We start from the raw sequence: 26,188 nt of genomic DNA, 5'->3' as shown, positions 1-26,188 counted from the left end.
GTTTATCAACTGACGACGCGCAGCGGGGCGCCGCTGAAAAAGCCCCGGGCGTTTTCCGCCAGTTGGCCGACGATGCGCTGCCGCGCTTCGCGACTGCCCCAGGCGTTGTGCGGGGTGACGATCAGCCGCGGAATATCGCCGGCCAGCAGTGGGTTGCCATTCACCGGCGGTTCCACGCTCAGCACATCGGTAGCCGCGCCACCCAAGTGGCCGCTACGCAACGCATCGGCCAGGGCCTGTTCGTTGATCAAACCACCGCGCGCGGTGTTGACCACAAACGCGCCGGGCTTGAGCAACGCCAGTTCGCGGGCGCCGATAAAGTCGCGGGTGTGTTCATTGAGCGGGCAGTGCAGGGTGAGCGCGTCGACCTGCGCCAGCAGTTCATCCAATGGCACGCGGTCGGCGCGGGCAGGGCGCCCCGGAATCGCACCGAGCAGCACACGCATGCCAAAGGCTTCGGCCAGGCGCGCCACCGCGCCGCCCAGTTCACCGTGGCCGAGCAGGCCCAGGGTCTTGCCTTCCAGCTCGACAATCGGGTGGTCCAGCAGGCAGAACTGCTTGGCCTGCTGCCACAGGCCGGCGCTGACGTCCCGTTGATAATCCTTCAAGCGCGTCGCCAGGTTGAGCAGCAGCATGATCGTGTGCTGGGCCACCGACGGCGTGCCGTAGCCCTGGCAGTTGCTCACGGTGATGCCGTGGGCGCGGGCGGCGTCGAGGTCGACGTTGTTGGTGCCAGTGGCCGACACCAGGATCAGATTGAGCTCCGGGCAGGCCGCCAGGGTTTCGGTGTTGAGGGCTATTTTGTTACTGATCACCACTTGCGCGCCTTGCACACGTTCAACCACGTTCTGCGCAGTGGTGTCCGTAAACAACTGCAACTCGCTGAAGCTGTTGCGCAATTCGCTGAGGTCAAGGTCCCCCAAGTCCAGGGAAGGATGATCAAGGAAGACGGCGCGGCGATTGTTCGTCATCAACTGTACCTTTTGCGACAGGGTTCGAAGGCGTAATCTGCCGAGCCTATCAGATGAAATAATCCGTTACTTAATGGAGTGAGTATGTACGCCGCCGAGTTCTTGACCGTAGCCCTGATTCACTTGTTGGCGGTGGCCAGCCCCGGCCCGGATTTCGCTGTGGTGGTGCGTGAAAGCGTGACCCATGGCCGCCGCGCTGGCACCTGGACCGCACTGGGCGTGGGCTCGGCGATTTTCCTGCACGTGGGCTACTCGTTGCTCGGCATCGGCTTGATCGTGTCCCAGTCCATCGTGCTGTTCAACGCGCTCAAGTGGGCGGCAGCGGCCTACCTGCTGTACATCGGCTTCAAGGCCCTGCGCGCGCAACCGGCCAAGCCCCCCGTTGAAGGTGAGTTGCATCGCGAAGCAGGCGAACGTACGCCGCGTGGTGCGTTTACCGCCGGTTTTGTGACCAACGGCTTGAACCCCAAGGCCACGTTGTTCTTCCTGTCGTTGTTCACCGTGGTGATCAACCCGCACACGCCGCTGGCAATCCAGGCCGGTTACGGCGTGTACCTGGCGGTGGCGACGGCGCTGTGGTTCTGCCTGGTGGCGATGTTGTTCAGCCAGCAGCGCGTGCGTGCCGGGTTTGCGCGGATGGGCCATTGGTTCGATCGGACCATGGGCGCGGTGTTGATTGCGATTGGGGTAAAGCTGGCCTTCACCAGCATGAAATAAGCTGGATGCTGGCGCAAAGCTAGCATTCGCTGGGGTCTGCAAATCATTCCTTTGGCTGATTTGGCTGAAACATAAGGTCTCTAAAGTGCAGGTCTTCAAGCCAAGACCGTGCAGTCAGAAAAGGGATTCGTATGTTGCAGACCCGTGTTATCCCGCCCGCCGAAGGTGCGTACCAATACCCGCTGTTGATCAAACGCCTGTTGATGTCCGGCACCCGCTATGAAAAGACCCGGGAAATCATCTACCGCGACCAACTGCGCTACACCTACCCGACCCTGATCGAGCGCGTCGCCCGCCTGGCCAATGTGCTGACCGAGGCCGGGGTCAAGGCCGGTGACACGGTGGCCGTGATGGACTGGGACAGCCACCGTTACCTGGAATGCATGTTCGCCATCCCGATGATCGGCGCGGTGATCCACACCATCAACGTGCGTTTGTCGCCGGAACAGATCCTGTACACCATGAACCACGCCGAGGACCGCTTCGTGCTGGTCAACAGTGAGTTCGTGGGGCTCTACCAGGCGATTGCCGGGCACCTCACCACCGTCGACAAGACCTTGCTGCTCACCGATGGCGAGGTCAAGACCGCCGAGCTGCCCAACCTGGTGGGGGAGTACGAAAGCCTGCTGGCCGCCGCCAGCCCGAAGTACGACTTCCAGGATTTCGACGAAAATTCCGTCGCCACCACTTTCTACACCACCGGCACCACCGGCAATCCCAAGGGGGTGTACTTCACCCATCGCCAACTGGTACTGCACACCATGGGCGTGGCGACCATCATGGGCAGCGTCGACAGCGTGCGCCTGCTGGGCACCAACGATGTGTACATGCCGATCACGCCGATGTTCCATGTGCACGCCTGGGGCCTGCCGTATGTGGCGACCATGCTCGGGCTGAAACAGGTCTACCCCGGTCGCTACGACCCGGAATACCTGGTGGAGCTGTGGCGCAAGGAAAAGGTCACCTTCTCCCACTGCGTGCCGACCATCCTGCAGATGGTGCTCAACGCCAAGGCCGCCCAGGGTGTGGATTTTGAAGGGTGGAAAATCGTCATCGGCGGCAGTGCGCTTAACCGTTCGCTGTACGAAGCGTCCAAGGCCCGTGGCATTCAGTTGACTGCGGCGTATGGGATGTCCGAGACCGGGCCGCTGGTGTCCTGCGCCCACCTCAACGAAGAACTGATGGCCGGCACCGAGGATGAGCGCACCACTTACCGCATCAAGGCCGGCGTGCCTGGCCCGTTGGTGGAAGCTGCGATCATCGACGGCGACGGCAACTTCCTGCCCGCCGATGGCGAGTCCCAGGGCGAGCTGGTGTTGCGTGCGCCGTGGCTCAGCGAAGGTTATTTCAACGAGCCACAGAAGGGCGCCGAGCTGTGGGCCGGCGGTTGGATGCACACCGGCGACGTGGCGACCCTGGATGCGTTTGGCGTAATCGACATTCGCGACCGCATCAAGGATGTGATCAAGACCGGCGGCGAATGGATCTCGTCCCTGGCCCTCGAAGACCTGGTCAGCCGTCACCCGGCGGTACGCGAAGTAGCGGTGGTGGGCATTGCCGACCCGCAGTGGGGCGAACGCCCATTTGCCCTGCTGGTAGTGCGTGATGGCCATGTGATAGGCGCTCGCGAGCTCAAGGAACACCTCAAGCCGTTCGTGGAACTGGGCCACTTGAGCAAGTGGGCGATTCCGAGCCAGATTGCGGTTGTTACTGAAATTCCCAAGACGAGCGTAGGAAAACTCGACAAAAAACGTATCCGTATCGACATCATCGAATGGCAGGCCAACAACAGCACGTTCCTGTCTACCCTGTGAGCTGACTCGCCGTGCCCTTGTGGCGCGGCAATGCTCTATCTCGCGCCTTCACTTGTGATTTGCCGATTTTCAGCCATCCTTGCCGCGTCGGCCTTTGTCGACATGGCGAAAGGGTCGTGGCAGACGGGTCGGTGATGCAAATCACACTTTAGAGGGATCAAGCACTACCCCCTGCTGGCTATAGTCCCTTCCAGAGTTTTTCACGGATGTTCCGCTTCGGGCCATGGGGGCTCGGCTGCCGAGCGGCATTGGAATCGTTGTATTCCGGCCGTTACATGCATCAGTAGGAAAAAACTCACTGCCATAACAATAATGCACATGGAGTAGCGTCGATGACCTCAGTAAACCAGTTCTGGCGCCGGGCAAGACTGCCCCTGGCCGTCAGTCTCGCCTCTACGCTCGCCGGGCCCGCATTCGGCGTCAGTTTCAATATCGGTGAAATCGAAGGGAGTTTTGACTCGTCTCTTTCCGTGGGTGCGAGCTGGTCGACGGCCAAGCCCAACCAGGACCTGATCGGGGTCAACAACGGCGGTAAGGGCCTGTCCCAGACTTCCGATGACGGCCACTTGAACTTCAAGCGCGGGGAGACGTTCTCGAAGATCTTCAAGGGCATCCATGACCTGGAACTGAAATACGGCGATACCGGCGTGTTTGTGCGCGGCAAGTACTGGTACGACTTCGAGCTCAAGGACGAAAGCCGCCCATTCAAGGACATCAGCGACAACAACCGCAAGGAAGGCGCCAAGTCTTCTGGCGGGCAGATCCTTGATGCCTTCATCTACCACAACTACAACATTGCCGATTTGCCGGGCAACGTGCGCTTCGGCAAGCAGGTGGTGAGCTGGGGTGAAAGTACCTTCATCGGCGGCGGCATCAACTCCATCAACCCGATCGACGTGTCGGCATTCCGGCGTCCGGGCGCCGAAATCAAGGAAGGCTTGATTCCGGTCAACATGTTCTATGTGTCGCAAACCCTGACCGATAACCTGTCGGCCGAGGCGTTTTACCAGTTGGAGTGGGACCAGACCGTTACCGATAACTGCGGCACATTCTTCTCTCAGCCTGATGTTATTTCCGACGGCTGCAGTGACAATTTGCGCGTGTTGAACAGTCGTCGCTTCCTGCCTGCCGCAGTATTGCCAGGGCTTGCCGCCAATGGCGTCGACGTCAATAACGAAGGTGTATTGGTGCGTCGTGGCCCAGATCGTGATGCGCGCGACAGTGGTCAGTTCGGTGTCGCATTCCATTACAACTTCGAGCCGCTGGATACAGAATTCGGCGCTTACTTCATGAACTACCACAGTCGTGCGCCGATCTTCAGTGCTCAGGGCGCACCGCAATCGAAATACACAGGTGCAACGCCTGGTGTGCCAGCCCAACTGCGTCCATTGGTGGTCGCGGGTAACTCCAACTACTACGTTGAATACCCCGAGGACATTCGTCTCTATGGCTTGAGTTTCTCCACCACCCTCCCCACAGGGACCGCATGGAGCGGCGAGTTGAGCTATCGTCCTAACGCGCCGGTACAACTGAGCACGACAGACATTCTTTTTGCCGGTGTCACGCCACTTCCCCCCTTCAACAACGCGTCTGTGTTGAAGGGGACGCCAGGCCAGGACCTGCACGGCTACCGTCGCAAGGAAGTCACCCAGTTCCAGACCACCTTCACGCACTTCTTCGATCAGGTCATGGGCGCCAGCCGCTTGACCACTGTCGGTGAAATCGGCGTGACTCACGTCGGTGGCCTGGAAAGCAAGTCCGAGGCACGTTATGGCCGTGACCCGGTCTTTGGCCCGGGTTCGTTGCCAGGTGGTTTCTGCAACACGCTCAACAACTCCACGGCGCAAGGGGGTGGTTTGCCTAACGCCGCGAGCCTGAACACCAACTGCAACAACGACGGTTACACCACCGCCACATCCTGGGGCTACCGCGCCCGCGCCATCTGGGAATACCCGGACGTGTTCGCCGGCGTCAACCTCAAGCCAAACGTGGCGTGGTCCCACGACGTCAAAGGTTACTCGCCAGGCCCTGGCGGTAACTTCGAAGAAGGTCGCAAGGCAGTCAGCCTGGGCCTGGATGCCGAATATCAGAACACCTACACCGCCAGCCTGGCCTACACCAACTTCTTTGGTGGCAAGTTCAGCACGGTGGATGACCGCGACTTTGTCGCTTTGAGCTTCGGCGCCAACTTCTAAGCACACTGCATTTCAGGAAGAACCAGAACATGAAAATAACCAAAAGTCTGTTGCACGTGGGTGTGCTTGGGCTGTCGATCCTGGCGAGTAACGTCATGGCGGCAGTCTCGGCGGATGAAGCCGCCAAGCTGGGCACGAGCCTGACCCCGATGGGCGCCGAAATGGCCGGTAACGCTGCCGGCACCATTCCAAAATGGTCGCCACTGCCCACCAACGCCGGCGCCGTCGACGCTCGTGGATTCCTGGCCAACCCGTACGCCAGTGAGCAACCGCAATTCACCATCACCGCAGCGAACGTCGAGCAGTACAAGGACAAGCTGGCACCGGGGCAGTACGCAATGTTCAAGCGCTACCCTGACACCTTCAAGATGCCGGTCTACCCGACCCATCGCGGCGCCACGGTGCCGGCGGATGTGTTTGCGGCCATCAAGAAGAACGCCTCTAACACCAACCTGGTGTCCGGCGGCAACGGTCTGGAGAACTTCGAGACCGCTATCCCGTTCCCGATCCCGAAAAGCGGCGTTGAAGTCATCTGGAACCACATCACCCGCTATCGCGGCGGCAGCGTGACTCGCCTGGTGACCCAGGCCACGCCGCAAACCAACGGTTCCTACAGCCTGGTGTACTTCCGCGATCAGTTCGTGTTCCGCGACAAGATGAAGGATTACGACCCGAAAAACCCGGGCAACGTGCTGTTCTACTTCAAGCAGCAAGTGACCGCGCCGGCGCGTCTGGCCGGTGGTGTGCTGCTGGTGCACGAAACCCTGGACCAGGTGAAGGAACCGCGTTCGGCGTGGGTCTACAACGCCGGCCAGCGCCGTGTGCGCCGGGCCCCGCAAGTGTCTTATGACGGGCCGGGTACCGCAGCCGATGGCTTGCGTACATCCGACAACCTCGACATGTACAACGGCGCACCGGATCGCTACGACTGGAAGTTGGAAGGCAAGAAGGAAATCTACATCGCCTCCAACAGCTACAAGCTCGACGATCCGAAGCTCAAGTACGCCGACATCATCAAGGCCGGCCACATCAACCAGGACCTGGCTCGCTACGAGCTGCGCCGTGTCTGGCATGTGGTCGCGACCTTGAAGGAAGGCCAGCGCCACATCTACGCCAAGCGTGACTTCTTCATCGATGAAGACACCTGGCAAGCGGCAGTGATCGACCACTACGACGGTCGTGGCCAACTGTGGCGCGTAGCGGAGGCCCATGCCGAGAACTACTACGACAAGCAAGTGCCGTGGTACGCCCTGGAGACCCTCTACGACCTGCAGTCCGGCCGCTACCTGGCGCTGGGCATGAAGAACGAAGAGAAGCAGGCGTATGACTTCGGCTTCACCGCTACCACCAGCGACTTCACCCCGGCAGCCCTGCGCCAGGATGGTGTTCGCTAAGCTGCACGCGTAACTCAATGCGGGAGGGGGCAGGCCCCCTCTCACATTTTTTGTCGCAGTTCTTTTTCAGTCATTTGTAGCAAAGATCTACAAACCTGCCGCTTTTACCGCTAGTCTGCGGACATCTGCAATGCCGACCACAGCCTTCTACAAGAGCCCGGCGATGACTGATCTGTCCCGAATCCAAGGGCCTGCCAGTGCGGTAATCCCGACCCTGGAAGGTCGCTTCTACAGACCCCCCCTGCCTGACGGCTACGTGCTGCGAGCGCGCCTGTGCGAACGCCTGAGCGCCGGGCTGGACGGGCGCCTGTTGCTGGTCAGCGCGCCGGCCGGGTTCGGCAAGAGTTCGTTGGCGGTGGAGTTCTGTCAGAGTCTGCCGAGCCATTGGCACAGCCTGTGGCTGGGCCTGAGTCCACGGGACAACGACCCAGGGCGTTTCCTCGAGCGCCTGCTCGACGGTCTGCAGCAATTTTTCCCGCAACTCGGCGCCCAGTCCCTGGGCCTGCTGAAAATGCGCCAGCGTCACCAGCCCTTTGCGTTTGAGGAATGGCTGGATGGCCTGCTCGACGAGCTGGCCGTGCACCTGTCCACCCGTGCGCCGCTGTTGCTGGTACTGGATGACTATCACCTGGCCCAGGGGCCGGTGCTTGACCGCTGCCTGCAGTTTTTCCTTAATCATCTGCCCGATGGCCTGGTGGTGCTGGTCACCAGTCGTCAGCGCCCGGACTGGCATCTGGCGCGCCTGCGCCTGTCGCGCCACCTGCTGGAGTTGAATGAACAGGACCTGCGCCTGACGCACGACGAATCACTGGCCCTGCTGGATCGCCACAGCAGTTCCCTGCGCGGTGAAGCGCTCGACAATCTGATCCGCCGCAGCGAAGGCTGGGTCGCCGGCCTGCGCTTCTGGTTGCTGGCCGCCTCCGAGGCCGGCAGCGATGGCGGCTTGCCGCAGAATCTGCACGGCGGGGAAGGGCTGATCCGCGATTATCTGCTTGAAGAAGTGATCGACTGTCTGCCGGCCGAAGTACAGGCGTTTTTGTACGATACAGCCCCGCAGGATCGTTTTTGCAGCGAACTCTGTGATGCCTTGCGTGAAGCTCACGACAGCGCCGAAATCCTGCGCTACCTGCAAGCCCATCAAGTCTTTCTGGTGCCTCTGGACGAACAGGGGCACTGGTACCGTTATCACCACCTGTTTTCTGACCTGCTGCGCACCCGACGCGCCAGTAGCCATGTACTGCCGGCCGCCAGCCTGCACCTGCGTGCGTGCCGCTGGTTCAATGCCCAGGGCTTGATCGATGAAGCGGTGGAGCAGGCGTTGCGTGCCGGGCACCTGGATGTGGCGGCCAACCTGGTGCAGAACCTGTCCGAAGAACAACTGCTGGCCGAGCAGAATGTGGGCATGTTGCTGCGCTGGAAGATGGACTTGCCCGATAGCCTGCTGATCAGCACGCCGCGCTTGATCGTGCTGTACAGCTGGGCGTTGGGCCTGGCTTGCCAATTGGACGCGGCGGAAGAGTTATCAAGCTACCTCAGCCGCTTCCTGCCGGCACCGTCGGCCACCGCGCAAAAATCGATGTTGGCGCAGTGGCTGGCACTGAGTGGGATCATCGCCCGAGGCAGGGGGGATCGTGAGTTGACCCAACGCTATTGCAGCGAAGCGTTGGAAAGCCTGCCGCAACGGCGTTACGGCCAGCGCTTGATGTGCCTGTCGACGCTCTCCAACCTGGCCATCGTCGATGCCGACCTTTGGCGCGCCCGTGGTTTGAATCGTGAATCCCTTGAGCTGGCGCAGCGGGTAGGCAACCCGTTATTCGAGGCCCTGGCCCATTACGACCGTGCGCGGGTGTTGCAGGCACGCGGCGAAATCCTGCGTTCCCTGGATGAGGTGCGCCAGGGCTTGCAGCGCCTGCATGGCCTGGCGCCGCAACGCTTGTACGCAGTACGTGCGCGGTTATCGCTCTACGAAGGTTTCTTGCTGCTGGTGCGCCTCCAGCCTGAAGCCGGCCTCGCTCGCTTGCGCGCCGGCCTCGCCGAAGCCCGTGCTTGCCGCGATATCAGCGTGTTGATCGGTCATTGCGTGATCGCCAGTTTCGAAGGGCGCCGGGGTGACTTCGCCAAGGCCTTCGCCGAACTTGCCGAGGCGGAGCGCCTGATGCATATCTGGGACGTGCCGCCGATCTACTACCTGGCGATGATCACCCTGATCAAATGCGAGCTGTGGCTGGCCCAGGGCCGCACCGACCTGGCCGACGCCTGGCTGACCCGCCTGGGGCAGACCTACAACGGCGAACACGCTGCGGCCGCACCGGAGTTCCACCCGCACCTGCCACAGCATATCGGGCTGCAACAGGCTGCGCTGGATGCCACGCGCCACCAACCGGCTGCAGCGCTGCAACGGCTTGATGAACTGGCGCAGCAGGCGCATCACAGTGGGCGACAGATGATCGCCCTCATGGCGCTGACCCAGCAGGCGCAGTTGCTGCTGGAGAGCGGCCAGGAGGCCAAGGCGTGTCCGGTGCTGGCCCAGGCGCTGGAGGCGGGGGTCGGTGGCGCGTTGCAACCTTTCCAGCGTCTGCTGGAAAACCACCCGGACTGGATGCGCGAGCAACTCGCCAAAGACCCCCATGGCCTCTTGAACGAGAGCCTGCTGGCGCTGTTGCCCGCCGCCTTGGTGGTGGAGGCGGTGTCGACTCAAGAAACCTTGAGCGCACGGGAGCTGGCCGTGCTGCAACTGATCGCTCAGGGCTGTTCCAACCAGGAGATCAGCAATCGGTTGTTCATCTCCCTGCATACGGTGAAGACCCATGCCAGCCACATCAACAGCAAGCTGGGCGTCGAGCGGCGCACGCAGGCGGTGGCGCGGGCGCAGGAGCTGAGGTTGATTGGCTAGGCCTGGGCTTTTGCGAAAGCCGCGGCCATGGAGTCTTGTTCTCGCTGCGAAAGACCAACCGCTTGAGCCACAGTCCTCCAATGGCTGACTGAGTTGATGCAGTCAGCGATGATTTCATCCGCCTTCCCAAGGTTCACACGGAAGAAACCGGCGACTTCTCTCGCCAGTTCCAGATCCAGCGCATTGTCGTATTCGGTGATATTGAGTTTCAGGCCGTCTCCCAGTGGCGTGGGATTCAAGTCATACGCATCCGAAAGGCGCCATCCGTTGCCTGGCTCCAGGATAAAGCCATGATTGCGCAAGTGGTCGTCGGTGTTTGAAACCAGAATATTGAAAACGATGCGCGTCCACAGCTCTTGCAGATCCTGGTCGGTATTCGAGCCGCTGCGCATCAGCACTTCAGCTAGCTCCAGGTAACTTGCGCCTGAGCTGGCGTCGTCACCATCGACTCGGCCTGTGAGCGTCATGGCGGATGCAAAGTGCAGGCGGCCCCCAGCAGTCGTCCGGTCGAAACGTTTGACCATGAAGCAATGAAAGTCGCTGGCATAGCGCTTGCCGATCGCCGAGGCGACGTTCAGGCCGCAGCCCTTGGCCAGGGCGTTGACGACCAGCTCCCAGCCGCCCACATCGTAGGTGTCGCGGGTCGAGGGAAACTTGGCGATCCATAGATGGTTATCGTGGTCGGCGACGCTGGCTTTCGGACGTGCGCCGCCCAGGGAACCGCCGGGTGCAATCAACATGCGTAGCCATTGCCGGCCTTCTGGGGCCTGATTATCCGGGTCGTTTTCCAGCTCGCGACTGGCTCTTTCCAGCGCATGCAGCTCGACAAAAGGCGGCGCGGCAATGGCGTCCTGATCATCGAGAAAACTGCCGGTATCGTTCAGCCGGTAGCGTAGGGCGCCGGTGCGGAAGAGGTCGTGTACGCCAAGCAGATAGTCCGACTCGCCGAGCCGAGTATTCGCCTCGTATAGCCCTTCGCGGATGTCGCGTTCCAGGCGTCGTTTCATCAACAATCGCCCCCAGCGATCCGGGCAGGAGTCGCTGAAGACACCAAACATGTTTCGCCCCTCAACGGGGAACTGAGCGCCTGCATAGGGGCCGATGCCTGGATCGATCCGAACGGCGCTCAGCACCCGGTCTTGCAATGCCAGAGGGTCGCTTTCGTACTCGAACTTTTCGGTCATCCGGGTTTTTCTTGCGTGCAGCCAACCAAGACGCCGGGGGCCGTCGATACCTTCCCAGTCGGCATAAACCCCAATCATGGTCATTACGTATCTGTCCTTTGCCGTGGTGGGATCAGTGCGGCCAGTGCATCGCTGCTGATCGTGCCCTTGTCGGGAGGGGGCATAGGCTTTGAAGGTAGTGGCTTCTTGCGAACGATGGCGTTGTTTCTTGTAACTTTCTCTGACGCCATCGGCTTATTCGGGCGCGGGGTTGATGCCTTGCCTGTCAGCAGTGTTGCATCCTGCAGATGTCGGCCCAGCTCATCGTCCGCTGCCACGGTGTTCAGGTCTTTTTCGAGGCCCAGCACCTGCAATATCGCCAGGTAAGCGCCCATGGTACTCCCCGAAGAACCACGCTCCAGTGCGCGAAGTGTCATCTGGGACATGCCGGCGCGCTCCGCTGCTTGCTTGGCGGTGATTTTTCGGCGCAGGCGCGCAAGCTTGATCCGCTCGCCGAGGTCCGAAAGCAGACGCTCTGTACGGGGCAGCAAGGGGGCGATCTTTTTAGCCATGCTGTTATTCCTGCACTTTTTGGCACTAAGTGAAAGAATAATAGCATTTATGTTGTTTTCTAAAGTGCAATTATTCTGGCGATAAAGCGCGCGAAGTTATAGTTTAATTGCATTGACCAAGATTCAGAGGATCACCCATGACGCTCACGGCTTCCACGCTGATTCGCGAAACCTTCCCCGTAGGCTCCTTGCAGTGCAACTGCACCATCATCGGCGATCCCATCAGCAAAAAGGCCATCGTGGTCGACCCGGGTGGCAACCATGAGCTCATCCTGGCGCGGCTCGATGCCCTGGGCCTCAAGGTGGTCAGCATCATCCACACCCATGCCCATCTCGATCATTTCCTGGCGTCCGGCCAGTTGAAGGAAAAGACCGGCGCCACCTTGCACTTGCACAAAGAAGATCAATTCCTTTGGGACAACCTGGAAATGCAATGCCAGATGTTTCGCGTGCCCTATACCCCGGTGCCTTCGCCAGATCGCTGGCTGGAGCATGATGAAGAGTTGGCCTGCGGCTGTGGTGTGGCGTTGCACACGCCGGGACATACGCCGGGGTCGATGAGTTTCTGGTTTGCCGATGCCAAGCTGCTGATTGCCGGCGACACGCTGTTTCGCCGCGGTATCGGGCGTACGGATTTGTGGGGTGGAGACCAGGCGACCATCGTGCGTTCGATCAAGCAGCGGCTGTACACGCTGGATGAGGGGGCAACGGTGGTGACCGGTCACGGACCGGATACCCGATTGGGTGATGAAATGCGTGAGAACCCTTTTGTACGGGCGTGACGGAATAATTGCCGGGTTAGAGGCAAGCGTTGCAGCAAAAACTCAGGTCGGGTTCAGCGTGCGTCTGCTACGGTTGCTGTAGCGACGGAATTTTTGCCGTTTGTCGTGTTCCAAACTCGGCACAGGTCCATTGCCAATGTCCTTTGCACCATAGAATGCAAAAGTAGGAGCTCCCTTCATGTTCACTTCGCGTCGTCTGCTTGTTGTTGCTACCGTCGTAGCCCTGTTGTCCGGCTGCGCATCCCCTAACCCTTATGACGGCAGCAGCCAGGGGCAGGCGAGTAATGAATCCGGCGGTATGAGCAAGACCGCCAAGTACGGCGGCCTGGGTGCCCTGGCCGGTGCGCTGGCGGGTGCAGCCATCGACCATAACAACCGTGGCAAGGGCGCACTGATCGGTGCGGTCGTTGCGGGTGCCGGCGCAGCCGGTTACGGCTACTACGCCGACCAGCAGGAAAAGAAACTGCGTGAAAGCATGGCCAATACCGGTGTTGAAGTTCAGCGCCAGGGCGACCAGATCAAGCTGATCATGCCGGGCAATATCACTTTCGCCACCAACTCGGATGCGATCTCCAGCAGCTTCTACCAGCCGCTGAACAACCTGGCCAACTCGCTCAAGCAGTTCAACCAGAACACGATCCAGATCGTTGGTTATACCGACAGCACGGGCAGCCGCCAGTTGAACATGGACCTGTCCCAGCGTCGTGCGCAGAGCGTGGCCAACTACCTGACGTCCCAGGGCGTCAACGGTGCCAACCTGAGCGCACGCGGTGCCGGCCCGGATAACCCGATTGCCAGCAACGCCGACGTCAACGGCCGCGCCCAGAACCGTCGTGTGGAAGTGAACCTCGGTCCGATCCCGGGCCAGCAGTACGGCCAGCCAGGTGCTCAGCAACAGGCGCCACAGCAGAACAACCAGTTCCAGGGCAACCCGTACTCGCAGTACCAGTAAACATTCGCTAATAAAAAAGGGCGCCTATGTAAGGCGCCCTTTTTTGTAGCTGTCGGTTACATCAGTCGATGTATTCGAACACCTTCACGATCTTCTGCACGCCAGACACACCCTGCACCAGATTGGCTGCACGCGTGGCTTCGGCCTGGGTCAGCAGACCCATCAGGTAGACGATACCGTTGTCGGTCACGACCTTGATGCGCGAACCGGGGATCGCGTTATCGGTGAGCATCTGCGCCTTGATCTTGGTGGTCAGCAGGGCGTCATTACTGATGGCCAGCAGGGTGATTGGGTCCATCACCTGCAATTCGTTATGCACTTTCTTCACGCGCTGTACGGCAGCGGCGGCTTGCTCGGCCTGGGCCTTGAGGTCGGCGCGTGGTGTCTGGCCGGCGAGCAAAACAACGCCGTTGAAGCTGGTCACGACGATGCGCGATGCACCGTTGCCCAGGTCGGTCGCGGCCTTGGCGACGTTGACTTCAACCTTGGTTTCGATCAGCGAGTCGTCGATTTTGCTGCCGAAGGTACGGGTGCCCTTGTCATCCTGGATAGGGGTGTCGCGTGTTGCAGTGATGGCCGTGCTGCAGCCGCTGATAGCGAGGCACAGGGTGATGGCCAAAAGGCTGAGGCGGTTAACGGTCATTCTTCACTCCCAAACAGTTGGCTGTCGATCAGATCGCACAGGCAGTGGATCGCCAGCAGGTGGACTTCCTGGATACGTGCGGTGACATTGGCCGGGACGCGAATCTCCACGTCTTCAGGCAACAGCAATGAGGCCATGCCCCCGCCATCGCGCCCGGTCAATGCTACGACAATCATTTCGCGATCATGTGCGGCCTGGATCGCCTGAATAATATTCGCAGAGTTGCCGCTGGTGGAAATCGCCAGCAGCACGTCACCTGGTTGGCCCAGGGCGCGAATCTGCTTGGAGAAGATTTCGTTATAGCTGTAGTCGTTGGCAATCGAGGTGATCGTCGACGAATCGGTGGTCAACGCAATGGCCGGCAAGCTCGGGCGCTCACGCTCGAAGCGGTTGAGCAGCTCGGAAGAGAAATGCTGGGCATCGCCGGCCGAACCACCGTTGCCGCACGAAAGCATTTTGCCCTCGTTGAGCAGGGCGTTGACCATGACCTGACTGGCTTGCTCGATGTGCGGTGCAAGTACGTCCATCGCCTGTTGCTTGGTGTCGATACTGGCCTGGAAAAGCTGGCGAATTCGGGATTGCATGTCCATCTGTGTGACCTTAAGTAGCGCGGCTGTATGGCACAGGAATGTGCAGCCCGCAAAGCAAAGAGCAAAAGTGTGTGGTGAAGATGTCCGGCGAATCAGCTGTCGAAGGCATTTTTGAGCCAGTTCAGATCAGCCTGACCAGACGGTGTGCTTTCTATGGCAACCACATCGAAACGGCAGGGGGCGTCGGCCCAGCGATGCTCTTTTTGCAGGAAGAACTGCGCGGCAAGTATCAGCTTCTGACGCTTGCGCCCGTCGATACTGGCGAGCGCGCCACCCCATTGTGCGTGTTTTCTGTAGCGGACTTCGACGAATACTACTGTATCGCCGTCAAGCATGACCAGATCAAGCTCACCGCGTTTACATAACCAGTTCTGCGCCAATAGGCGCAGACCTTGTAGTTGCAAGTACTTCAGGGCTTGCAGTTCGGCGTCCTTGCCGCTTTGTGCGCTGGACCGCTCGGGCATCAGCGCGGCGTGTCCGGCAGGCGCTGGATCTCGCCACCGACAAACTTGGCCCATGGCATCTGGCGATCAACGCGCTGGTTGGCGCTGATACCCAGGTTGCCCGACAGGCCGTCAACACGGGTATCCGGCAGTGCCTTGAGTTGCCCCAGGCGCGGCGCCAGGCGGTAGGCGTCGACGCCCATCGCATACAGGCGACCGAGGCTGCCATTGGCTTGTGGCCATTGTGCAGCCACCTGGTTGCGCAGTGGGTCGGTGGTGTTGAGCAACCAAGGCGTTTCGCAGAACATCACGTTGGTCATGTCCAGGTACTGGTTCTTGTCGCCGCTGGCACTGAACACGTGGGATGTGGCGTACACCGGCACGTCGCCGGCGTATTGGAAGTTCAAGGTCGGCTTGATCTGCTGGGCCAGTTGCGGGGGCACGGCCAGGAAGATGAACTCGATGTCCTGGCGACGCGACGGCTGCGCGGCTACGTCGGTGCCTACGGTGCTTTGCAGGCTCTTGGCGCGGCCTTCGCTTTTGCGCAGCTGGAACAGATCGGCAATCTGCTGGGCGAGGGCGACGGGCTGATCGACATACTCAACCCCCATGACCTGGCCGCCATTGGCTTCCCAGTCCTGGCGGAAGGCTTTGTAGACACGCTCACCCCATTCGCCACGCGGAACCATGGCAGCGGCGCGATGCAGGCCGTCGGCACGGGCGCGGCGCGACACTTCGCGGGCTTCGTCTTCAGCGGCCAGGCCGAACTGGAACAGTTGCGCCGGGCTGCGATCAGTCTCGCTGTAGTTCAACGCCAGGGTGGTGATCGGCAATTGCGGGCGGGCACTGAGCTGTTTGACCAAAGGCTTCTCCAGCGGGCCGACTACCAGTTGCACGCCAGCGGCCTGGGCCTTGGCGTAGAAGTCGTCGAGGGAGGTCAGGCGCGAGCTGTCATAGAACTCGATGACCGGTGGCTTCTGCCCGGCCTGTTCGGCCTGGTAGTGCGCCGCCATGAAGCCTTCACGCAGCGCCTTGCCGACGGAGGCCAGCGGGCCGTCCTGTGGCAGCAGCAGGGCGATCTTGTTCAGGGGCTGGCTGGCCAGTTCCTTGAGCTTGGTCAGTGGTGTGGGCAGTTGCACGGCAGCCGGGTGGCCCGGGTTCTGTGCGCGCCAGGTGTCGATGGCAGCCTGTTGCTGCTCCAGCGTACCGGCGCCCTTGACCGCTTGGGCCAGGGTGATCCAACCGTCCAGGACCGGATTGCCGCTGGCTTGCAGCTGTTCGGCCGGCACGGCGGCAATCACGGCCCAGATGGCTTCGTGGTTGCTTTTGGCGGCATCACCCGTGAGCAGTGGGGCCATGGCGACACGTTCCCGGGCGGCAGCCAGGGTCTGGCCGTCGGCCTCATAAGCGCGGGCGTGCACGCTGCCGGTACGGATCTGCTGTTCAGGCGGCAGCTCCTTCAGGCTTTGCAGGCTCGGATGGTTCAAGGCGGTCAGCGCAGCCTTGGGCTGGTTGCGCGCCATGGCCAGTTCGGCGGCCAGGGTGCTGGCAAACACTTGCGCGGCGGGCTTGAGGACATCCAGGGGCACTTGCGCAAGAATCTGCGACGAGCGCCCGGGGTTGTTCTGCTTGTAGGCCATGTCTGCCGCACTCAGGCGCAGCAACGCGGCCTTTTCTGGCGTCTTGGCGGTGGTGGCCTGTTCGAGCAGTTGCTCGATACTGGCGTCCGGGGTCCGTGGAAGGTCGCCAAGGCTGGACGAGGGCGAGCTGGCGCACGCGGCCAACAAGGCAGCGAGGCAGAGGGCGGAGAGCAGCCGCAGGCAAGCGATCATGTAAGTGTTCCTGATACCGATCAAATTAGCGTGGAATTGTACCCAAGCACTGGCCCAGGCGCGATGTTACTGGCGTGAAACCATCGATTTAGGTCGTGCAAATGTTGCAGCTGGCGCCAAACGGCTGAAAAGGCATCGGCCGTGGTGGCATATTTTCAAGGCGCCTACGCGCTACAATGTCGCTTTTGCCAACCATCGAGGTGTGCGTTTTGACTGCTCCAGGTCCTTTGAATTCCACTGCAGGCTCGCTTTTTGTCGTGGCGACGCCCATTGGCAACCTGGACGACATCAGTGCCCGGGCACTGAAAGTGTTGCGCGAGGTTAAATTGATCGCGGCTGAAGACACGCGGCACTCCCAGCGTTTGATGCAGCATTTTGGTATCAGCACGCCATTAGCCGCCTGCCACGAACACAACGAGCGTGAAGAAGGCAGCCGTTTTATCGTGCGCCTGTTGGCCGGCGACGATGTGGCGCTGATCTCCGACGCGGGCACGCCACTGATCTCCGACCCTGGTTACCATCTGGTGCGCCAGGCACGGGCCGCTGGTATCAATGTAGTGCCTGTTCCGGGCGCGTGCGCGCTGATTGCGGCATTGTCGGCGGCGGGCCTGCCGTCGGATCGTTTTATTTTCGAGGGTTTCCTGCCGGCCAAGGCCGTCGGGCGGCGCGCACGCCTGCAAGCGTTAAAGGAAGAGCCGCGCACCTTGATCTTCTATGAGGCCCCCCATCGCATCCTCGAATGCCTGCAGGACATGGAGCTGGTGTTTGGCGGCGAGCGCCTGGCACTGCTGGCCCGTGAGCTGACCAAGACCTTCGAAACCCTCAAGGGCTTGCCGCTGGAAGAGTTGCGTGCGTTTGTCGAAGGTGACAGCAATCAGCAGCGCGGCGAGTGTGTGGTGCTGGTGGCAGGCTGGACCGCGCCTGAGGACGAAGATGCGGTGGGCAGCGAAGCCATGCGCATCCTTGACCTGCTGCTCAAGGAGATGCCCCTCAAGCGTGCGGCCGCCCTGGCGGCGGAAATCACCGGGGTGCGCAAGAACCTCTTGTATCAAGCTGCGCTGGATAAACAGAAAGCCGAATAGTTCCGGGGTTGAACCGGTATTCCGTCTGAACGTGATGGCAATTCTGAACTTTTATTACTTGTCCTAAGTCCGCCGTGCCGTTAACCTGCGCGGCGGAGAGTCGATTGGACAGTCGCTGCCCTCTATGAAAATTAGGGGGGGGAGGAAAGTCCGGGCTCCATAGGGCGAAGTGCCAGGTAATGCCTGGGAGGCGTGAGCCTACGGAAAGTGCCACAGAAAATAACCGCCTAAGCACTTCGGTGCCGGTAAGGGTGAAAAGGTGCGGTAAGAGCGCACCGCACGACTGGCAACAGTTCGTGGCTAGGTAAACCCCACTTGGAGCAAGACCAAATAGGGTCCCAAGGCGTGGCCCGCGCTGGGACCGGGTAGGTTGCTAAAGATGTCCAGTGATGGCCATCGTAGACGAATGACTGTTCAAGACAGAACCCGGCTTATAGATCGACTCTCCACCTTTTTCCTTCTGTCCGAATCTCGAGCAGAAACCCGGTAGTAACGCAAGAATCCCTCCCTGCCGAATCATTGGCAGATGCATCTTCGTAATACCAAAAAAATCTTACTCTTAATAAATTACTTTAAGTTCAGCCTATAGCTCTTTGAGCTATTTGTGCTTGTTGGGCCAAAAACATCGCCGAACTCTGGTTTCTCCTCCCTTTACGCTCCTAAATCTCCGTTCTGTAAGGCTTTTCCTTGAATCCGCGCCTTGACGGTGTGGTGGGCGCATTCCTATAGTGTGCGCAAGTGGCGGAAAGTGGCACAAAGTGGGTTTTTTGAACGTAAAACGCTAAAATTTGGAGAAACGCATCTGTGTTTCGCGGAGCTAACGCTATCAGTCTCGATGCAAAAGGCCGTCTCGCCATGCCGAGCCGGTATCGTGACGAGCTCATTTCGCGAAGTTCCGGACAGTTGATCATCACCATCGATGCCGTTGACCCTTGTTTGTGTGTTTACCCGCTCGATGAGTGGGAGTTGATTGAAACCAAATTGCGCGCCCTGCCTTCATTGCGTGAAGAGAACCGCCGCCTGCAGCGTTTGCTGATTGGTAACGCCGTCGACCTTGAGCTCGATGGCAGCGGTCGTTTCCTGGTGCCGCCGCGCTTGCGCGAATACGCCAAGCTCGACAAGCGCGCAATGCTGGTTGGCCAACTGAACAAGTTCCAATTGTGGGACGAAGATGCCTGGGATGCTGTTTCTGCAGCTGACCTGGCTGCTATTCAACAACCGGGCGCCATGCCTGATGAACTGCGTGATTTGATCCTGTGACTATTGATAGCGGCTTTAACCACATCACCGTACTGCTTGACGAAGCCGTTGAGGCTCTCGCCGTACGCGCGGATGGCTGCTATCTGGACGGCACGTTCGGCAGGGGCGGGCATAGCCGGTTGATACTCAGCCAGCTCGGGTCCGACGGCAAACTCCTCGGGTTCGACAAAGACCCCCAAGCGATTGCCACCGGGCAAGCGCTAGCGGCCGAAGACGGCCGCTTTGTCGTTGTGCAGCGCAGCTTTGCCGAGCTGGGTGCCGAAGTCGCCGAGCGCGGCATGGCGGGCAAGGTGGCCGGGGTTTTGCTCGACCTGGGCGTGTCCTCGCCGCAACTCGATGACCCGGAGCGCGGCTTCAGTTTCATGAACGACGGTCCGCTCGATATGCGCATGGACCCGACCCGTGGCGTCAGCGCCGCACAGTTCATTGCCACCGCGCCGGTGGAAGAAATCGCCCGTGTGTTCAAGGAATACGGTGAAGAACGCTTCGCCGGCCGCATGGCGCGTGCCGTGGTCGAGCGCCGCGAAATCCAGCCGTTCGAGCGCACTGCCGACCTGGCCGAAGTGCTGAAGGTCGCCAACCCTGCGTGGGAAAAGGGCAAGAACCCGGCGACCCGTGCGTTCCAGGGCCTGCGTATTCACGTCAATAACGAATTGGGCGACCTGGAGGCCGGCCTCGAGGCTGCCCTCGAGGCGCTGGAAGTGGGCGGTCGCCTGGTGGTGATCAGCTTCCACTCCCTGGAAGACCGTATCGTCAAACTGTTCATGCGTCGCCTGGTCAAGGGCGAATCCGACAACCTGCCGCGCAATCTGCCGGTACGTTTCGAAGCCTTTGTGCCGAAAATCAAAATCCATGGCAAAGCGCAGTTCGCCTCCGAAGCCGAGCTCAAGGCCAACCCACGTTCCCGTAGCGCCGTCATGCGCGTCGCGGAGAAGTTGCGGTGAGCAAGCTTTTCGCCAAGCCCCTCCCGGGCGGCAGCTTCTTTATGTTGCTGCTGTTTGTTGGCGTGCTGATATCCGCGATTGCGGTGTCCTACAGCGCCCACTACAACCGCCAGTTGCTCAATACCCTGTACGGGGAATTGAGTGTGCGCGACAAAGCGCAGGCGGAATGGGGCCGGTTGATCCTGGAACAAAGCACCTGGACAGCCCACAGCCGCATCGAAGTGCTGGCGACTGAACAGTTGAAAATGCACATCCCGGGCGCGGCCGAAGTCCGCATGGTGGCGCCATGATGAAACTTGAAGGCGCACTCTACCCCTGGCGCTTCCGCCTGATGCTCGGCTTGCTGGCATTGATGGTGGGTGCGATCGCCTGGCGGATCATCGACCTGCAAGTGGTCGACCGTGACTTCCTGATCGGCCAGGGTGATGCCCGTAGCCTGCGTCACATCCCGATTCCTGCGCATCGCGGCCTGATCACCGACCGTAACGGCGAGCCGCTGGCTGTCAGTACACCGGTCACCACCCTGTGGGCCAACGCCAAGGAGTTGCAGGTCGCCAAGGATCGCTGGCCGGCGCTTGCCGCCGCGCTGGGGCAAGACCCGAAAGCCTTGGCTGAACGCCTGGAAGCCCAGGCCAACAAAGAATTCATCTACCTGGTGCGCGGCCTTACCCCCGAACAAGGCCAGCAGGTGCTCGACCTTAAAGTCCCCGGTGTCTACGGCATCGAGGAATTCCGTCGTTTCTACCCGGCTGGTGAAACCACCGCGCACATGGTCGGCTTTACCGACATCGACGACCACGGCCGTGAGGGTGTGGAACTCGCCTACGATGAATGGCTCGCCGGGGTTCCCGGCAAACGACAAGTCATCAAGGATCGGCGCGGCAGACTGATCAAGGATGTCCAAGTCACCAAAAACGCCAAGGCCGGTAAGCCCTTGGCGTTGTCGATTGACCTGCGCCTGCAATACCTGGCCAACCGCGAGCTGCGTAACGCGATCATCGAGAACGGCGCCAAGGCCGGCAGCCTGGTGATCATGGACGTCAAGACCGGCGAGATCCTCGCCATGGTCAACCAGCCGACCTACAACCCCAACAACCGTCGCAACCTTCAGCCGGCGATGATGCGCAACCGCGCCATGATCGACGTGTTCGAGCCGGGTTCGACCATGAAAGCCATCTCCATGAGTGCCGCCCTCGAAACCGGACGCTGGAAACCCAGCGACAAGGTCGAGGTGTATCCGGGTACGTTGCAGTTGGGCAAATACACCATTCGTGACGTGTCCCGTACCGAAGGCCCGGTGCTGGATCTGACAGGTATCCTGATCAACTCCAGTAACGTGGGCATGAGTAAGGTCGCCTTCGATATCGGCGGCGAAACCATTTACCACCTGGCGCAGAAGATCGGTTTGGGCCAACCCACCGGCCTGGATTTCCCCGGCGAGCGCGTGGGCAACCTGCCGAACTACCGCGACTGGAAAAAGGCCGAGACCGCCACGCTTTCCTATGGTTACGGCCTGTCGGTGACGGCGATCCAACTGGCCCATGCTTTCTCTGTATTGGCAAATAACGGCCGCATGGTTCCGCTGAGCCTTATCCATGTCGACGAAGCGCCGAAAGCCACCCAGGTGATCCCGGAAAACGTCGCCAAGACCATGCAAGGCATGCTGCAACAAGTGATCGAAGCGCCACGCGGTGTGTTCCGTGCCCAGGTGCCGGCGTATCACGTGGCTGGCAAGTCGGGTACTGCGCGTAAGACGTCGGTGGGCACCAAGGGCTACGCCGAAAACTCCTACCGTTCGCTGTTCGCTGGCTTCGGCCCGATGAGCGACCCACGCTACGCCATCGTGGTGGTGATCGATGAGCCGAGCAAAGCCGGTTACTTCGGTGGCCTGGTCTCGGCGCCGGTGTTCAGCAAAGTGATGTCCGGCACCCTGCGCCTGATGAACATCACGCCGGACAACCTGCCGCCGACTCAACAAGCGAACGCCGGTCCACCGGCCGCCGCTGTGAAAGCCAATGGAGGGCGCGGCTGATGTCTCTTAGCCTGAACAAGATTTTTGCCCACGCCGGCCGCGATCTGCTGATCCGCGAGTTGAGCCTGGACAGCCGCAATGTGCGCGCCGGTGACCTGTTCCTGGCGGTGCCTGGCGGCAAATTCGATGGCCGTGCGCATATCGCCGACGCCCTGCAACGCGGCGCGGCTGCCGTGGCCTACGAAGTGGAAGGCGCCACCGTGCTGCCGATCACCGATGTTCCGCTGATTCCGGTCAAGGGGTTGGCCAAACAGCTCTCGGACATCGCCGGGCGTTTCTATGGCGAGCCAAGTCGGCACGTCAACCTGGTCGGCGTTACCGGCACCAACGGCAAGACCAGCGTGACCCAACTGGTCGCGCAGGCCCTTGACCTGCTGGGCCAGCACTGCGGCATTGTCGGTACCTTGGGCACCGGTTTCTACGGCGCGCTGCAAAGCGGCCTGCACACCACGCCGAACCCGATTGCCGTGCAGGCGACCCTGGCCGACCTGAAAAAGGCCGGCGCAAAGGCGGTTGCGATGGAAGTGTCGTCCCACGGCCTTCACCAGGGCCGCGTTGCTGCGCTGGCATTTGATGTGGCGGTGATGACCAACCTGTCCCGCGATCACCTCGACTACCACGGCACCATGGAAGCCTACGCTGCCGAGAAGGCCAAGCTGTTTGCCTGGAATGACTTGAAGTGCCGCGTAGTGAACCTGGACGACGAGTTCGGTCGCCAACTGGCCGCCGAAGACCGTGAATCGCGCCTGATCAGCTACAGCCTGGAAGACGCCAGCGCGTACCTGTATTGCCGCGATGCCCAATTCAATGACGAAGGCGTGCGCGCGACGTTGGTGACGCCTCAGGGCGAACATCATCTGCGCAGCACCTTGCTCGGTCGTTTCAACCTGAGCAACACCCTGGCTGCCGTCGGCGCATTGCTCGGCCTGGATTACGCTCTTGACGAAATCCTGCGTGTGCTGCCCAAGCTGGAAGGCCCGGTCGGTCGCATGCAGCGCCTGGGTGGCGGCAAACAGCCGTTGGTGGTGGTCGATTACGCCCACACCCCGGACGCCCTGGAAAAAGTCCTGGTGGCCCTGCGTCCCCACGCCAAGGGCAAGTTGCTGTGCCTGTTTGGTTGTGGTGGTGATCGTGATCGCGGCAAGCGCCCGTTGATGGCCGAGATTGTCGAGCGCCTGGCCGATGGCGTGCTCGTCACCGACGACAACCCACGCAGCGAAGACCCGAGCCAGATTTTCGACGACATCCGCGTCGGCTTCAAAGATGTGTCCAAGGCTACGTTTGTAGCCGGTCGTGGCGCGGCCATCGCCCAACTGATCGCCAGCGCCAGTGCTGACGACGTGGTGGTGCTGGCCGGTAAAGGTCACGAGGACTATCAGGAAATCAACGGCGAGCGCCATGCCTTCTCCGATCTGGTCGAGGCCGATCACGCCTTGACCGCCTGGGAGGTTGCCCATGCTTAAACCGATGACATTCAGCGAACTGACCCAGGCCCTGTCGGCCCGTGTACTGTCCAGCGATTGCCGCTTCGACGGCGTGAGTATCGACAGCCGCAACATCAAGCCGGGGCAACTGTTTGTTGCCCTGGCTGGCCCACGTTTCGACGGTCACGACTACCTGAATGAAGTCGCCGCCAAAGGTGCCGTGGGTGCCTTGGTGCAGCGCGAAGTCGCGGATTCCACGCTACCGCAGCTGCTGGTCGCCGATACCCGCCTGGCCCTTGGCCAATTGGGTGCGTTGAACCGTGCGGCGTTCACCAACCCCGTTGCCGCCATCACGGGCTCCAGCGGCAAGACCACGGTCAAGGAACTGCTCGCCGGTGTATTGCGCACCCGCGGCCCGGTGCTCGCCACCCGTGGCAACCTGAACAATGACTTTGGCGCACCGCTGACCCTGCTCGAACTGGCCCCGGAACACACCGCGGCGGTGATCGAGCTGGGCGCGTCGCGCATCGGCGAAATTGCCTACACCGTGGCGCTGACCAAGCCCCACGTGGCGATCATCAACAATGCCGGAACCGCCCACGTCGGTGAGTTCGGTGGCCCGGAAAAAATCGTTGAAGCCAAGGGTGAAATCCTGGAAGGCCTCGATGCATCGGGCACCGCTGTACTGAATCTTGACGACAAGGCCTTCGAAACCTGGCGTGTTCGCGCAGCCGGTCGCAAGGTCCTGACGTTTGCCGTGCTCAATGCTGCGGCTGATTTCCACGCATCCAACATCACCGTTGATGCCCGTGGCTGCCCGTCTTTTACCTTGCACACCCCGCAAGGCAATGAGCACGTGCAGTTGAACCTGCTGGGCAACCATAACGTCGCCAATGCCCTGGCCGCCGCCGCTGCCGCCTACGCCTTGGGCGTGTCGCTGTTCGGCATCGCCACCGGGCTTGGCGCGGTGCAGCCGGTCAAGGGCCGTACCGTGGCGCAGCTGGCAACCAACGGCATGCGCGTGATCGATGACACTTACAACGCCAACCAGTCCTCGGTCTGCGCCGCCATCGACCTGCTTAAAGGCTTCGACGGCCGCAAGGTACTGGTGCTGGGCGACATCGCCGAGCTGGGCGACTGGGCTGAACAGTCCCACCGTGAGGTCGGTGCCTACGCTACCGGCAACGTCGACGCGCTGTACGCCGTCGGCCCGAACATGGCCCATGCCGTCAATGCGTTCGGCCCCGGTGCACGTCATTTCGCGACCCAGGCCGAGCTGATCCAGGCGCTGACGACGGCTGAACACGACAAACATACAACCATTTTGATCAAGGGATCGCGCAGCGCGGTGATGGAAAACGTCGTCGCGGCCTTGTGTGGCTCAAGTACGGAGAAACATTAATGCTGCTGCTGCTGGCTGAGTATCTGCAACAGTTCCACAAAGGCTTCGCGGTCTTTCAGTACCTGACCCTGCGCGGGATTCTGGGTGTGCTGACCGCGTTGTGTTTGTCGCTGTTCCTGGGGCCGTGGATGATCCGCACCCTGCAGAACCTGCAAATTGGTCAATCGGTTCGTAATGACGGCCCGCAGTCGCACCTGTCCAAGTCCGGCACCCCGACCATGGGCGGTGCGCTGATTCTGTCGTCCATCGGCGTAAGCACTTTGCTGTGGGCCGACCTGCACAACCGCTACGTGTGGATTGTGCTGTTGGTGACGTTGCTGTTCGGCGCCATCGGTTGGGTGGATGACTACCGCAAAGTGATCGAGAAGAACTCCAAGGGCCTGCCAAGCCGCTGGAAGTATTTCTGGCAGTCGGTGTTTGGCCTCGCCGCGGCGATCTTCCTCTACACCACTGCGCCCAGCGCAGTGGAAACGACCCTGATCATCCCGATGCTCAAGGACGCCAGCATTCCCCTGGGCATTGGCTTCGTGGTGCTGACCTACTTCGTGATCGTCGGTTCCAGCAACGCGGTCAACCTCACCGACGGCCTCGACGGCCTGGCGATCATGCCGACGGTGATGGTGGGCGGCGCGCTCGGCATCTTCTGCTACCTGTCGGGTAACGTGAAGTTCGCCGAATACTTGCTGATCCCTTACGTACCGGGCGCGGGTGAATTGATTGTGTTCTGCGGCGCGCTGATCGGTGCCGGCCTGGGCTTCCTGTGGTTCAACACGTACCCAGCGCAAGTGTTCATGGGCGATGTCGGCGCACTGGCGCTGGGCGCGGCCCTTGGCACCATCGCGGTGATCGTTCGCCAGGAAATCGTGCTGTTCATCATGGGCGGTGTGTTCGTGATGGAAACCCTGTCGGTGGTCATCCAGGTGGCGTCCTTCAAATTGACCGGGCGTCGGGTGTTCCGCATGGCGCCGATTCACCACCACTTTGAACTCAAAGGCTGGCCCGAGCCACGCGTGATTGTCCGCTTCTGGATCATCACTGTGATTCTGGTGCTGATTGGCCTTGCCACCCTGAAACTGAGGTAGA

General features: G+C 60.8%; 22 protein-coding genes and 1 other RNA gene. 16 read left to right on the top strand and 7 right to left on the bottom strand.

The features are described from left to right. Positions 1–5: 5 nt before the first annotated feature. Positions 6–971 (bottom strand): 2-hydroxyacid dehydrogenase, encoded by a 966-nt coding sequence (locus tag NL123_RS25720; protein ID WP_248486222.1) that lies wholly within the window; start codon positions 969–971, stop codon positions 6–8. Between the two features lie 84 nt (positions 972–1,055). On the opposite strand from NL123_RS25720, the gene NL123_RS25715 reads away from it, so the two are divergent. From NL123_RS25715 to NL123_RS25695, 5 genes are all read left to right on the top strand, one after another. After that, positions 1,056–1,688 (top strand): LysE family translocator, encoded by a 633-nt coding sequence (locus NL123_RS25715; RefSeq protein WP_058422966.1) that lies wholly within the window; start codon positions 1,056–1,058, stop codon positions 1,686–1,688. Between the two features lie 131 nt (positions 1,689–1,819). Next, positions 1,820–3,502, top strand: a complete 1,683-nt coding sequence (locus tag NL123_RS25710; RefSeq protein ID WP_248486224.1) for a fatty acid--CoA ligase — start codon at positions 1,820–1,822, stop codon at positions 3,500–3,502. 332 nt (positions 3,503–3,834) lie between these two features. Further along, positions 3,835–5,697, top strand: a complete 1,863-nt coding sequence (locus tag NL123_RS25705; RefSeq protein ID WP_248486226.1) for a DUF1302 domain-containing protein — start codon at positions 3,835–3,837, stop codon at positions 5,695–5,697. 29 nt (positions 5,698–5,726) lie between these two features. Next, complete coding sequence (locus NL123_RS25700) at positions 5,727–7,091, top strand: DUF1329 domain-containing protein (RefSeq protein ID WP_248486228.1); 1,365 nt, start codon at positions 5,727–5,729, stop codon at positions 7,089–7,091. Positions 7,092–7,254: 163 nt separating this feature from the next. Further along, entirely contained in the window at positions 7,255–9,984 is a 2,730-nt protein-coding gene (locus NL123_RS25695) for a winged helix-turn-helix domain-containing protein (RefSeq protein WP_494358343.1), read from the top strand. Here the strand turns inward: NL123_RS25695 and NL123_RS25690 are convergent. Together NL123_RS25690 and NL123_RS25685 are read right to left on the bottom strand one after the other, a co-directional pair. After that, complete coding sequence (locus NL123_RS25690; protein ID WP_494356620.1) at positions 9,981–11,252, bottom strand: type II toxin-antitoxin system HipA family toxin; 1,272 nt, start codon at positions 11,250–11,252, stop codon at positions 9,981–9,983. The two genes, NL123_RS25695 and NL123_RS25690, sit on opposite strands and share 4 nt — an antisense overlap. Beyond that, positions 11,252–11,719: a helix-turn-helix domain-containing protein gene (locus NL123_RS25685; RefSeq protein ID WP_494356619.1), complete on the bottom strand. Its 468-nt coding sequence runs from the start codon at positions 11,717–11,719 to the stop codon at positions 11,252–11,254. Before NL123_RS25685 ends, NL123_RS25690 begins: the two co-directional genes overlap by 1 nt. Before the next feature lie 137 nt (positions 11,720–11,856). Between NL123_RS25685 and NL123_RS25680 the strand changes: the two genes are divergently transcribed. After that, the gene (locus tag NL123_RS25680; RefSeq protein WP_494356618.1) at positions 11,857–12,501 is read left to right on the top strand and encodes an MBL fold metallo-hydrolase; all 645 of its coding nucleotides are present in this window, start codon (positions 11,857–11,859) and stop codon (positions 12,499–12,501) included. Positions 12,502–12,679: 178 nt separating this feature from the next. After that, positions 12,680–13,453 (top strand): YiaD family glycine zipper/OmpA-like lipoprotein, encoded by a 774-nt coding sequence (locus NL123_RS25675; protein WP_012722283.1) that lies wholly within the window; start codon positions 12,680–12,682, stop codon positions 13,451–13,453. Between the two features lie 61 nt (positions 13,454–13,514). Here the strand turns inward: NL123_RS25675 and NL123_RS25670 are convergent, their stop codons facing one another. The 4 genes from NL123_RS25670 to NL123_RS25655 all read right to left on the bottom strand — a co-directional run bounded on the left by NL123_RS25670 (position 13,515) and on the right by NL123_RS25655 (position 16,961). Continuing rightward, positions 13,515–14,096, bottom strand: a complete 582-nt coding sequence (locus tag NL123_RS25670; RefSeq protein ID WP_016974948.1) for a BON domain-containing protein — start codon at positions 14,094–14,096, stop codon at positions 13,515–13,517. Continuing rightward, the gene (locus NL123_RS25665; protein WP_007904374.1) at positions 14,093–14,686 is read right to left on the bottom strand and encodes a phosphoheptose isomerase; all 594 of its coding nucleotides are present in this window, start codon (positions 14,684–14,686) and stop codon (positions 14,093–14,095) included. The genes NL123_RS25670 and NL123_RS25665 overlap by 4 nt, the downstream gene beginning before the upstream one ends. Positions 14,687–14,778: 92 nt before the next feature. After that, the gene (locus tag NL123_RS25660; protein WP_248486248.1) at positions 14,779–15,150 is read right to left on the bottom strand and encodes a YraN family protein; all 372 of its coding nucleotides are present in this window, start codon (positions 15,148–15,150) and stop codon (positions 14,779–14,781) included. After that, positions 15,150–16,961 (bottom strand): penicillin-binding protein activator, encoded by a 1,812-nt coding sequence (locus NL123_RS25655; RefSeq protein WP_494356617.1) that lies wholly within the window; start codon positions 16,959–16,961, stop codon positions 15,150–15,152. The genes NL123_RS25660 and NL123_RS25655 overlap by 1 nt, the downstream gene beginning before the upstream one ends. A gap of 176 nt (positions 16,962–17,137) precedes the next feature. Here NL123_RS25655 and rsmI point away from each other — a divergent pair, with 176 nt between their 5' ends. The 9 genes from rsmI (at position 17,138) to mraY (ending at position 26,187) form a co-directional block, all read left to right on the top strand. Then, a complete protein-coding gene (gene rsmI / locus NL123_RS25650) occupies positions 17,138–18,043 on the top strand; it encodes a 16S rRNA (cytidine(1402)-2'-O)-methyltransferase (RefSeq protein ID WP_166794329.1) in 906 nt (301 codons plus the stop codon). A gap of 96 nt (positions 18,044–18,139) precedes the next feature. Beyond that, positions 18,140–18,493, top strand: an RNA gene (gene rnpB / locus NL123_RS25645) — RNase P RNA component class A. A 354-nt stretch (positions 18,494–18,847) separates the two neighbouring features. Further along, positions 18,848–19,303, top strand: coding sequence for a division/cell wall cluster transcriptional repressor MraZ (gene mraZ / locus NL123_RS25640; protein WP_003171868.1), 456 nt, complete (start codon positions 18,848–18,850; stop codon positions 19,301–19,303). After that, the gene (gene rsmH, locus NL123_RS25635) at positions 19,300–20,247 is read left to right on the top strand and encodes a 16S rRNA (cytosine(1402)-N(4))-methyltransferase RsmH (protein WP_012722289.1); all 948 of its coding nucleotides are present in this window, start codon (positions 19,300–19,302) and stop codon (positions 20,245–20,247) included. Before mraZ ends, rsmH begins: the two co-directional genes overlap by 4 nt. Then, positions 20,244–20,537 (top strand): cell division protein FtsL, encoded by a 294-nt coding sequence (gene ftsL / locus NL123_RS25630; RefSeq protein ID WP_010213047.1) that lies wholly within the window; start codon positions 20,244–20,246, stop codon positions 20,535–20,537. Before rsmH ends, ftsL begins: the two co-directional genes overlap by 4 nt. Next, on the top strand, positions 20,537–22,279 hold the full coding sequence (locus NL123_RS25625; protein ID WP_165447909.1) for a peptidoglycan D,D-transpeptidase FtsI family protein: 1,743 nt from the start codon (positions 20,537–20,539) through the stop codon (positions 22,277–22,279). Before ftsL ends, NL123_RS25625 begins: the two co-directional genes overlap by 1 nt. Further along, complete coding sequence (locus tag NL123_RS25620) at positions 22,279–23,742, top strand: UDP-N-acetylmuramoyl-L-alanyl-D-glutamate--2,6-diaminopimelate ligase (protein ID WP_248486254.1); 1,464 nt, start codon at positions 22,279–22,281, stop codon at positions 23,740–23,742. Before NL123_RS25625 ends, NL123_RS25620 begins: the two co-directional genes overlap by 1 nt. Continuing rightward, the gene (locus NL123_RS25615) at positions 23,735–25,105 is read left to right on the top strand and encodes a UDP-N-acetylmuramoyl-tripeptide--D-alanyl-D-alanine ligase (protein ID WP_494356616.1); all 1,371 of its coding nucleotides are present in this window, start codon (positions 23,735–23,737) and stop codon (positions 25,103–25,105) included. Before NL123_RS25620 ends, NL123_RS25615 begins: the two co-directional genes overlap by 8 nt. Continuing rightward, the gene (gene mraY / locus NL123_RS25610) at positions 25,105–26,187 is read left to right on the top strand and encodes a phospho-N-acetylmuramoyl-pentapeptide-transferase (RefSeq protein WP_494356615.1); all 1,083 of its coding nucleotides are present in this window, start codon (positions 25,105–25,107) and stop codon (positions 26,185–26,187) included. Before NL123_RS25615 ends, mraY begins: the two co-directional genes overlap by 1 nt. The last annotated feature ends 1 nt before the right edge of the window (position 26,188 follow it).

The sequence above is a fragment of the Pseudomonas sp. FBCC-B1565 genome (assembly GCF_059133265.1).
Note: the sequence above shows the minus strand (reverse complement) of the source record. Positions and strands in the feature narration are given on the sequence as shown.

Excerpts from the sequence above, each read along its gene's own strand:
- NL123_RS25720 (WP_248486222.1), bottom strand. The coding sequence starts at position 971 with ATGACGAACAATCGCCGCGCCGTCTTCCTTGATCATCCTTCCCTGGAC.
- NL123_RS25715 (WP_058422966.1), top strand. The coding sequence starts at position 1,056 with ATGTACGCCGCCGAGTTCTTGACCGTAGCCCTGATTCACTTGTTGGCG.
- NL123_RS25710 (WP_248486224.1), top strand. The coding sequence starts at position 1,820 with ATGTTGCAGACCCGTGTTATCCCGCCCGCCGAAGGTGCGTACCAATAC.
- NL123_RS25705 (WP_248486226.1), top strand. The coding sequence starts at position 3,835 with ATGACCTCAGTAAACCAGTTCTGGCGCCGGGCAAGACTGCCCCTGGCC.
- NL123_RS25700 (WP_248486228.1), top strand. The coding sequence starts at position 5,727 with ATGAAAATAACCAAAAGTCTGTTGCACGTGGGTGTGCTTGGGCTGTCG.
- NL123_RS25695 (WP_494358343.1), top strand. The coding sequence starts at position 7,255 with ATGACTGATCTGTCCCGAATCCAAGGGCCTGCCAGTGCGGTAATCCCG.
- NL123_RS25690 (WP_494356620.1), bottom strand. The coding sequence starts at position 11,252 with ATGACCATGATTGGGGTTTATGCCGACTGGGAAGGTATCGACGGCCCC.
- NL123_RS25685 (WP_494356619.1), bottom strand. The coding sequence starts at position 11,719 with ATGGCTAAAAAGATCGCCCCCTTGCTGCCCCGTACAGAGCGTCTGCTT.
- NL123_RS25680 (WP_494356618.1), top strand. The coding sequence starts at position 11,857 with ATGACGCTCACGGCTTCCACGCTGATTCGCGAAACCTTCCCCGTAGGC.
- NL123_RS25675 (WP_012722283.1), top strand. The coding sequence starts at position 12,680 with ATGTTCACTTCGCGTCGTCTGCTTGTTGTTGCTACCGTCGTAGCCCTG.
- NL123_RS25670 (WP_016974948.1), bottom strand. The coding sequence starts at position 14,096 with ATGACCGTTAACCGCCTCAGCCTTTTGGCCATCACCCTGTGCCTCGCT.
- NL123_RS25665 (WP_007904374.1), bottom strand. The coding sequence starts at position 14,686 with ATGGACATGCAATCCCGAATTCGCCAGCTTTTCCAGGCCAGTATCGAC.
- NL123_RS25660 (WP_248486248.1), bottom strand. The coding sequence starts at position 15,150 with ATGCCCGAGCGGTCCAGCGCACAAAGCGGCAAGGACGCCGAACTGCAA.
- NL123_RS25655 (WP_494356617.1), bottom strand. The coding sequence starts at position 16,961 with ATGATCGCTTGCCTGCGGCTGCTCTCCGCCCTCTGCCTCGCTGCCTTG.
- rsmI (WP_166794329.1), top strand. The coding sequence starts at position 17,138 with ATGTCGCTTTTGCCAACCATCGAGGTGTGCGTTTTGACTGCTCCAGGT.
- NL123_RS25625 (WP_165447909.1), top strand. The coding sequence starts at position 20,537 with ATGAAACTTGAAGGCGCACTCTACCCCTGGCGCTTCCGCCTGATGCTC.
- NL123_RS25620 (WP_248486254.1), top strand. The coding sequence starts at position 22,279 with ATGTCTCTTAGCCTGAACAAGATTTTTGCCCACGCCGGCCGCGATCTG.
- NL123_RS25615 (WP_494356616.1), top strand. The coding sequence starts at position 23,735 with ATGCTTAAACCGATGACATTCAGCGAACTGACCCAGGCCCTGTCGGCC.
- mraY (WP_494356615.1), top strand. The coding sequence starts at position 25,105 with ATGCTGCTGCTGCTGGCTGAGTATCTGCAACAGTTCCACAAAGGCTTC.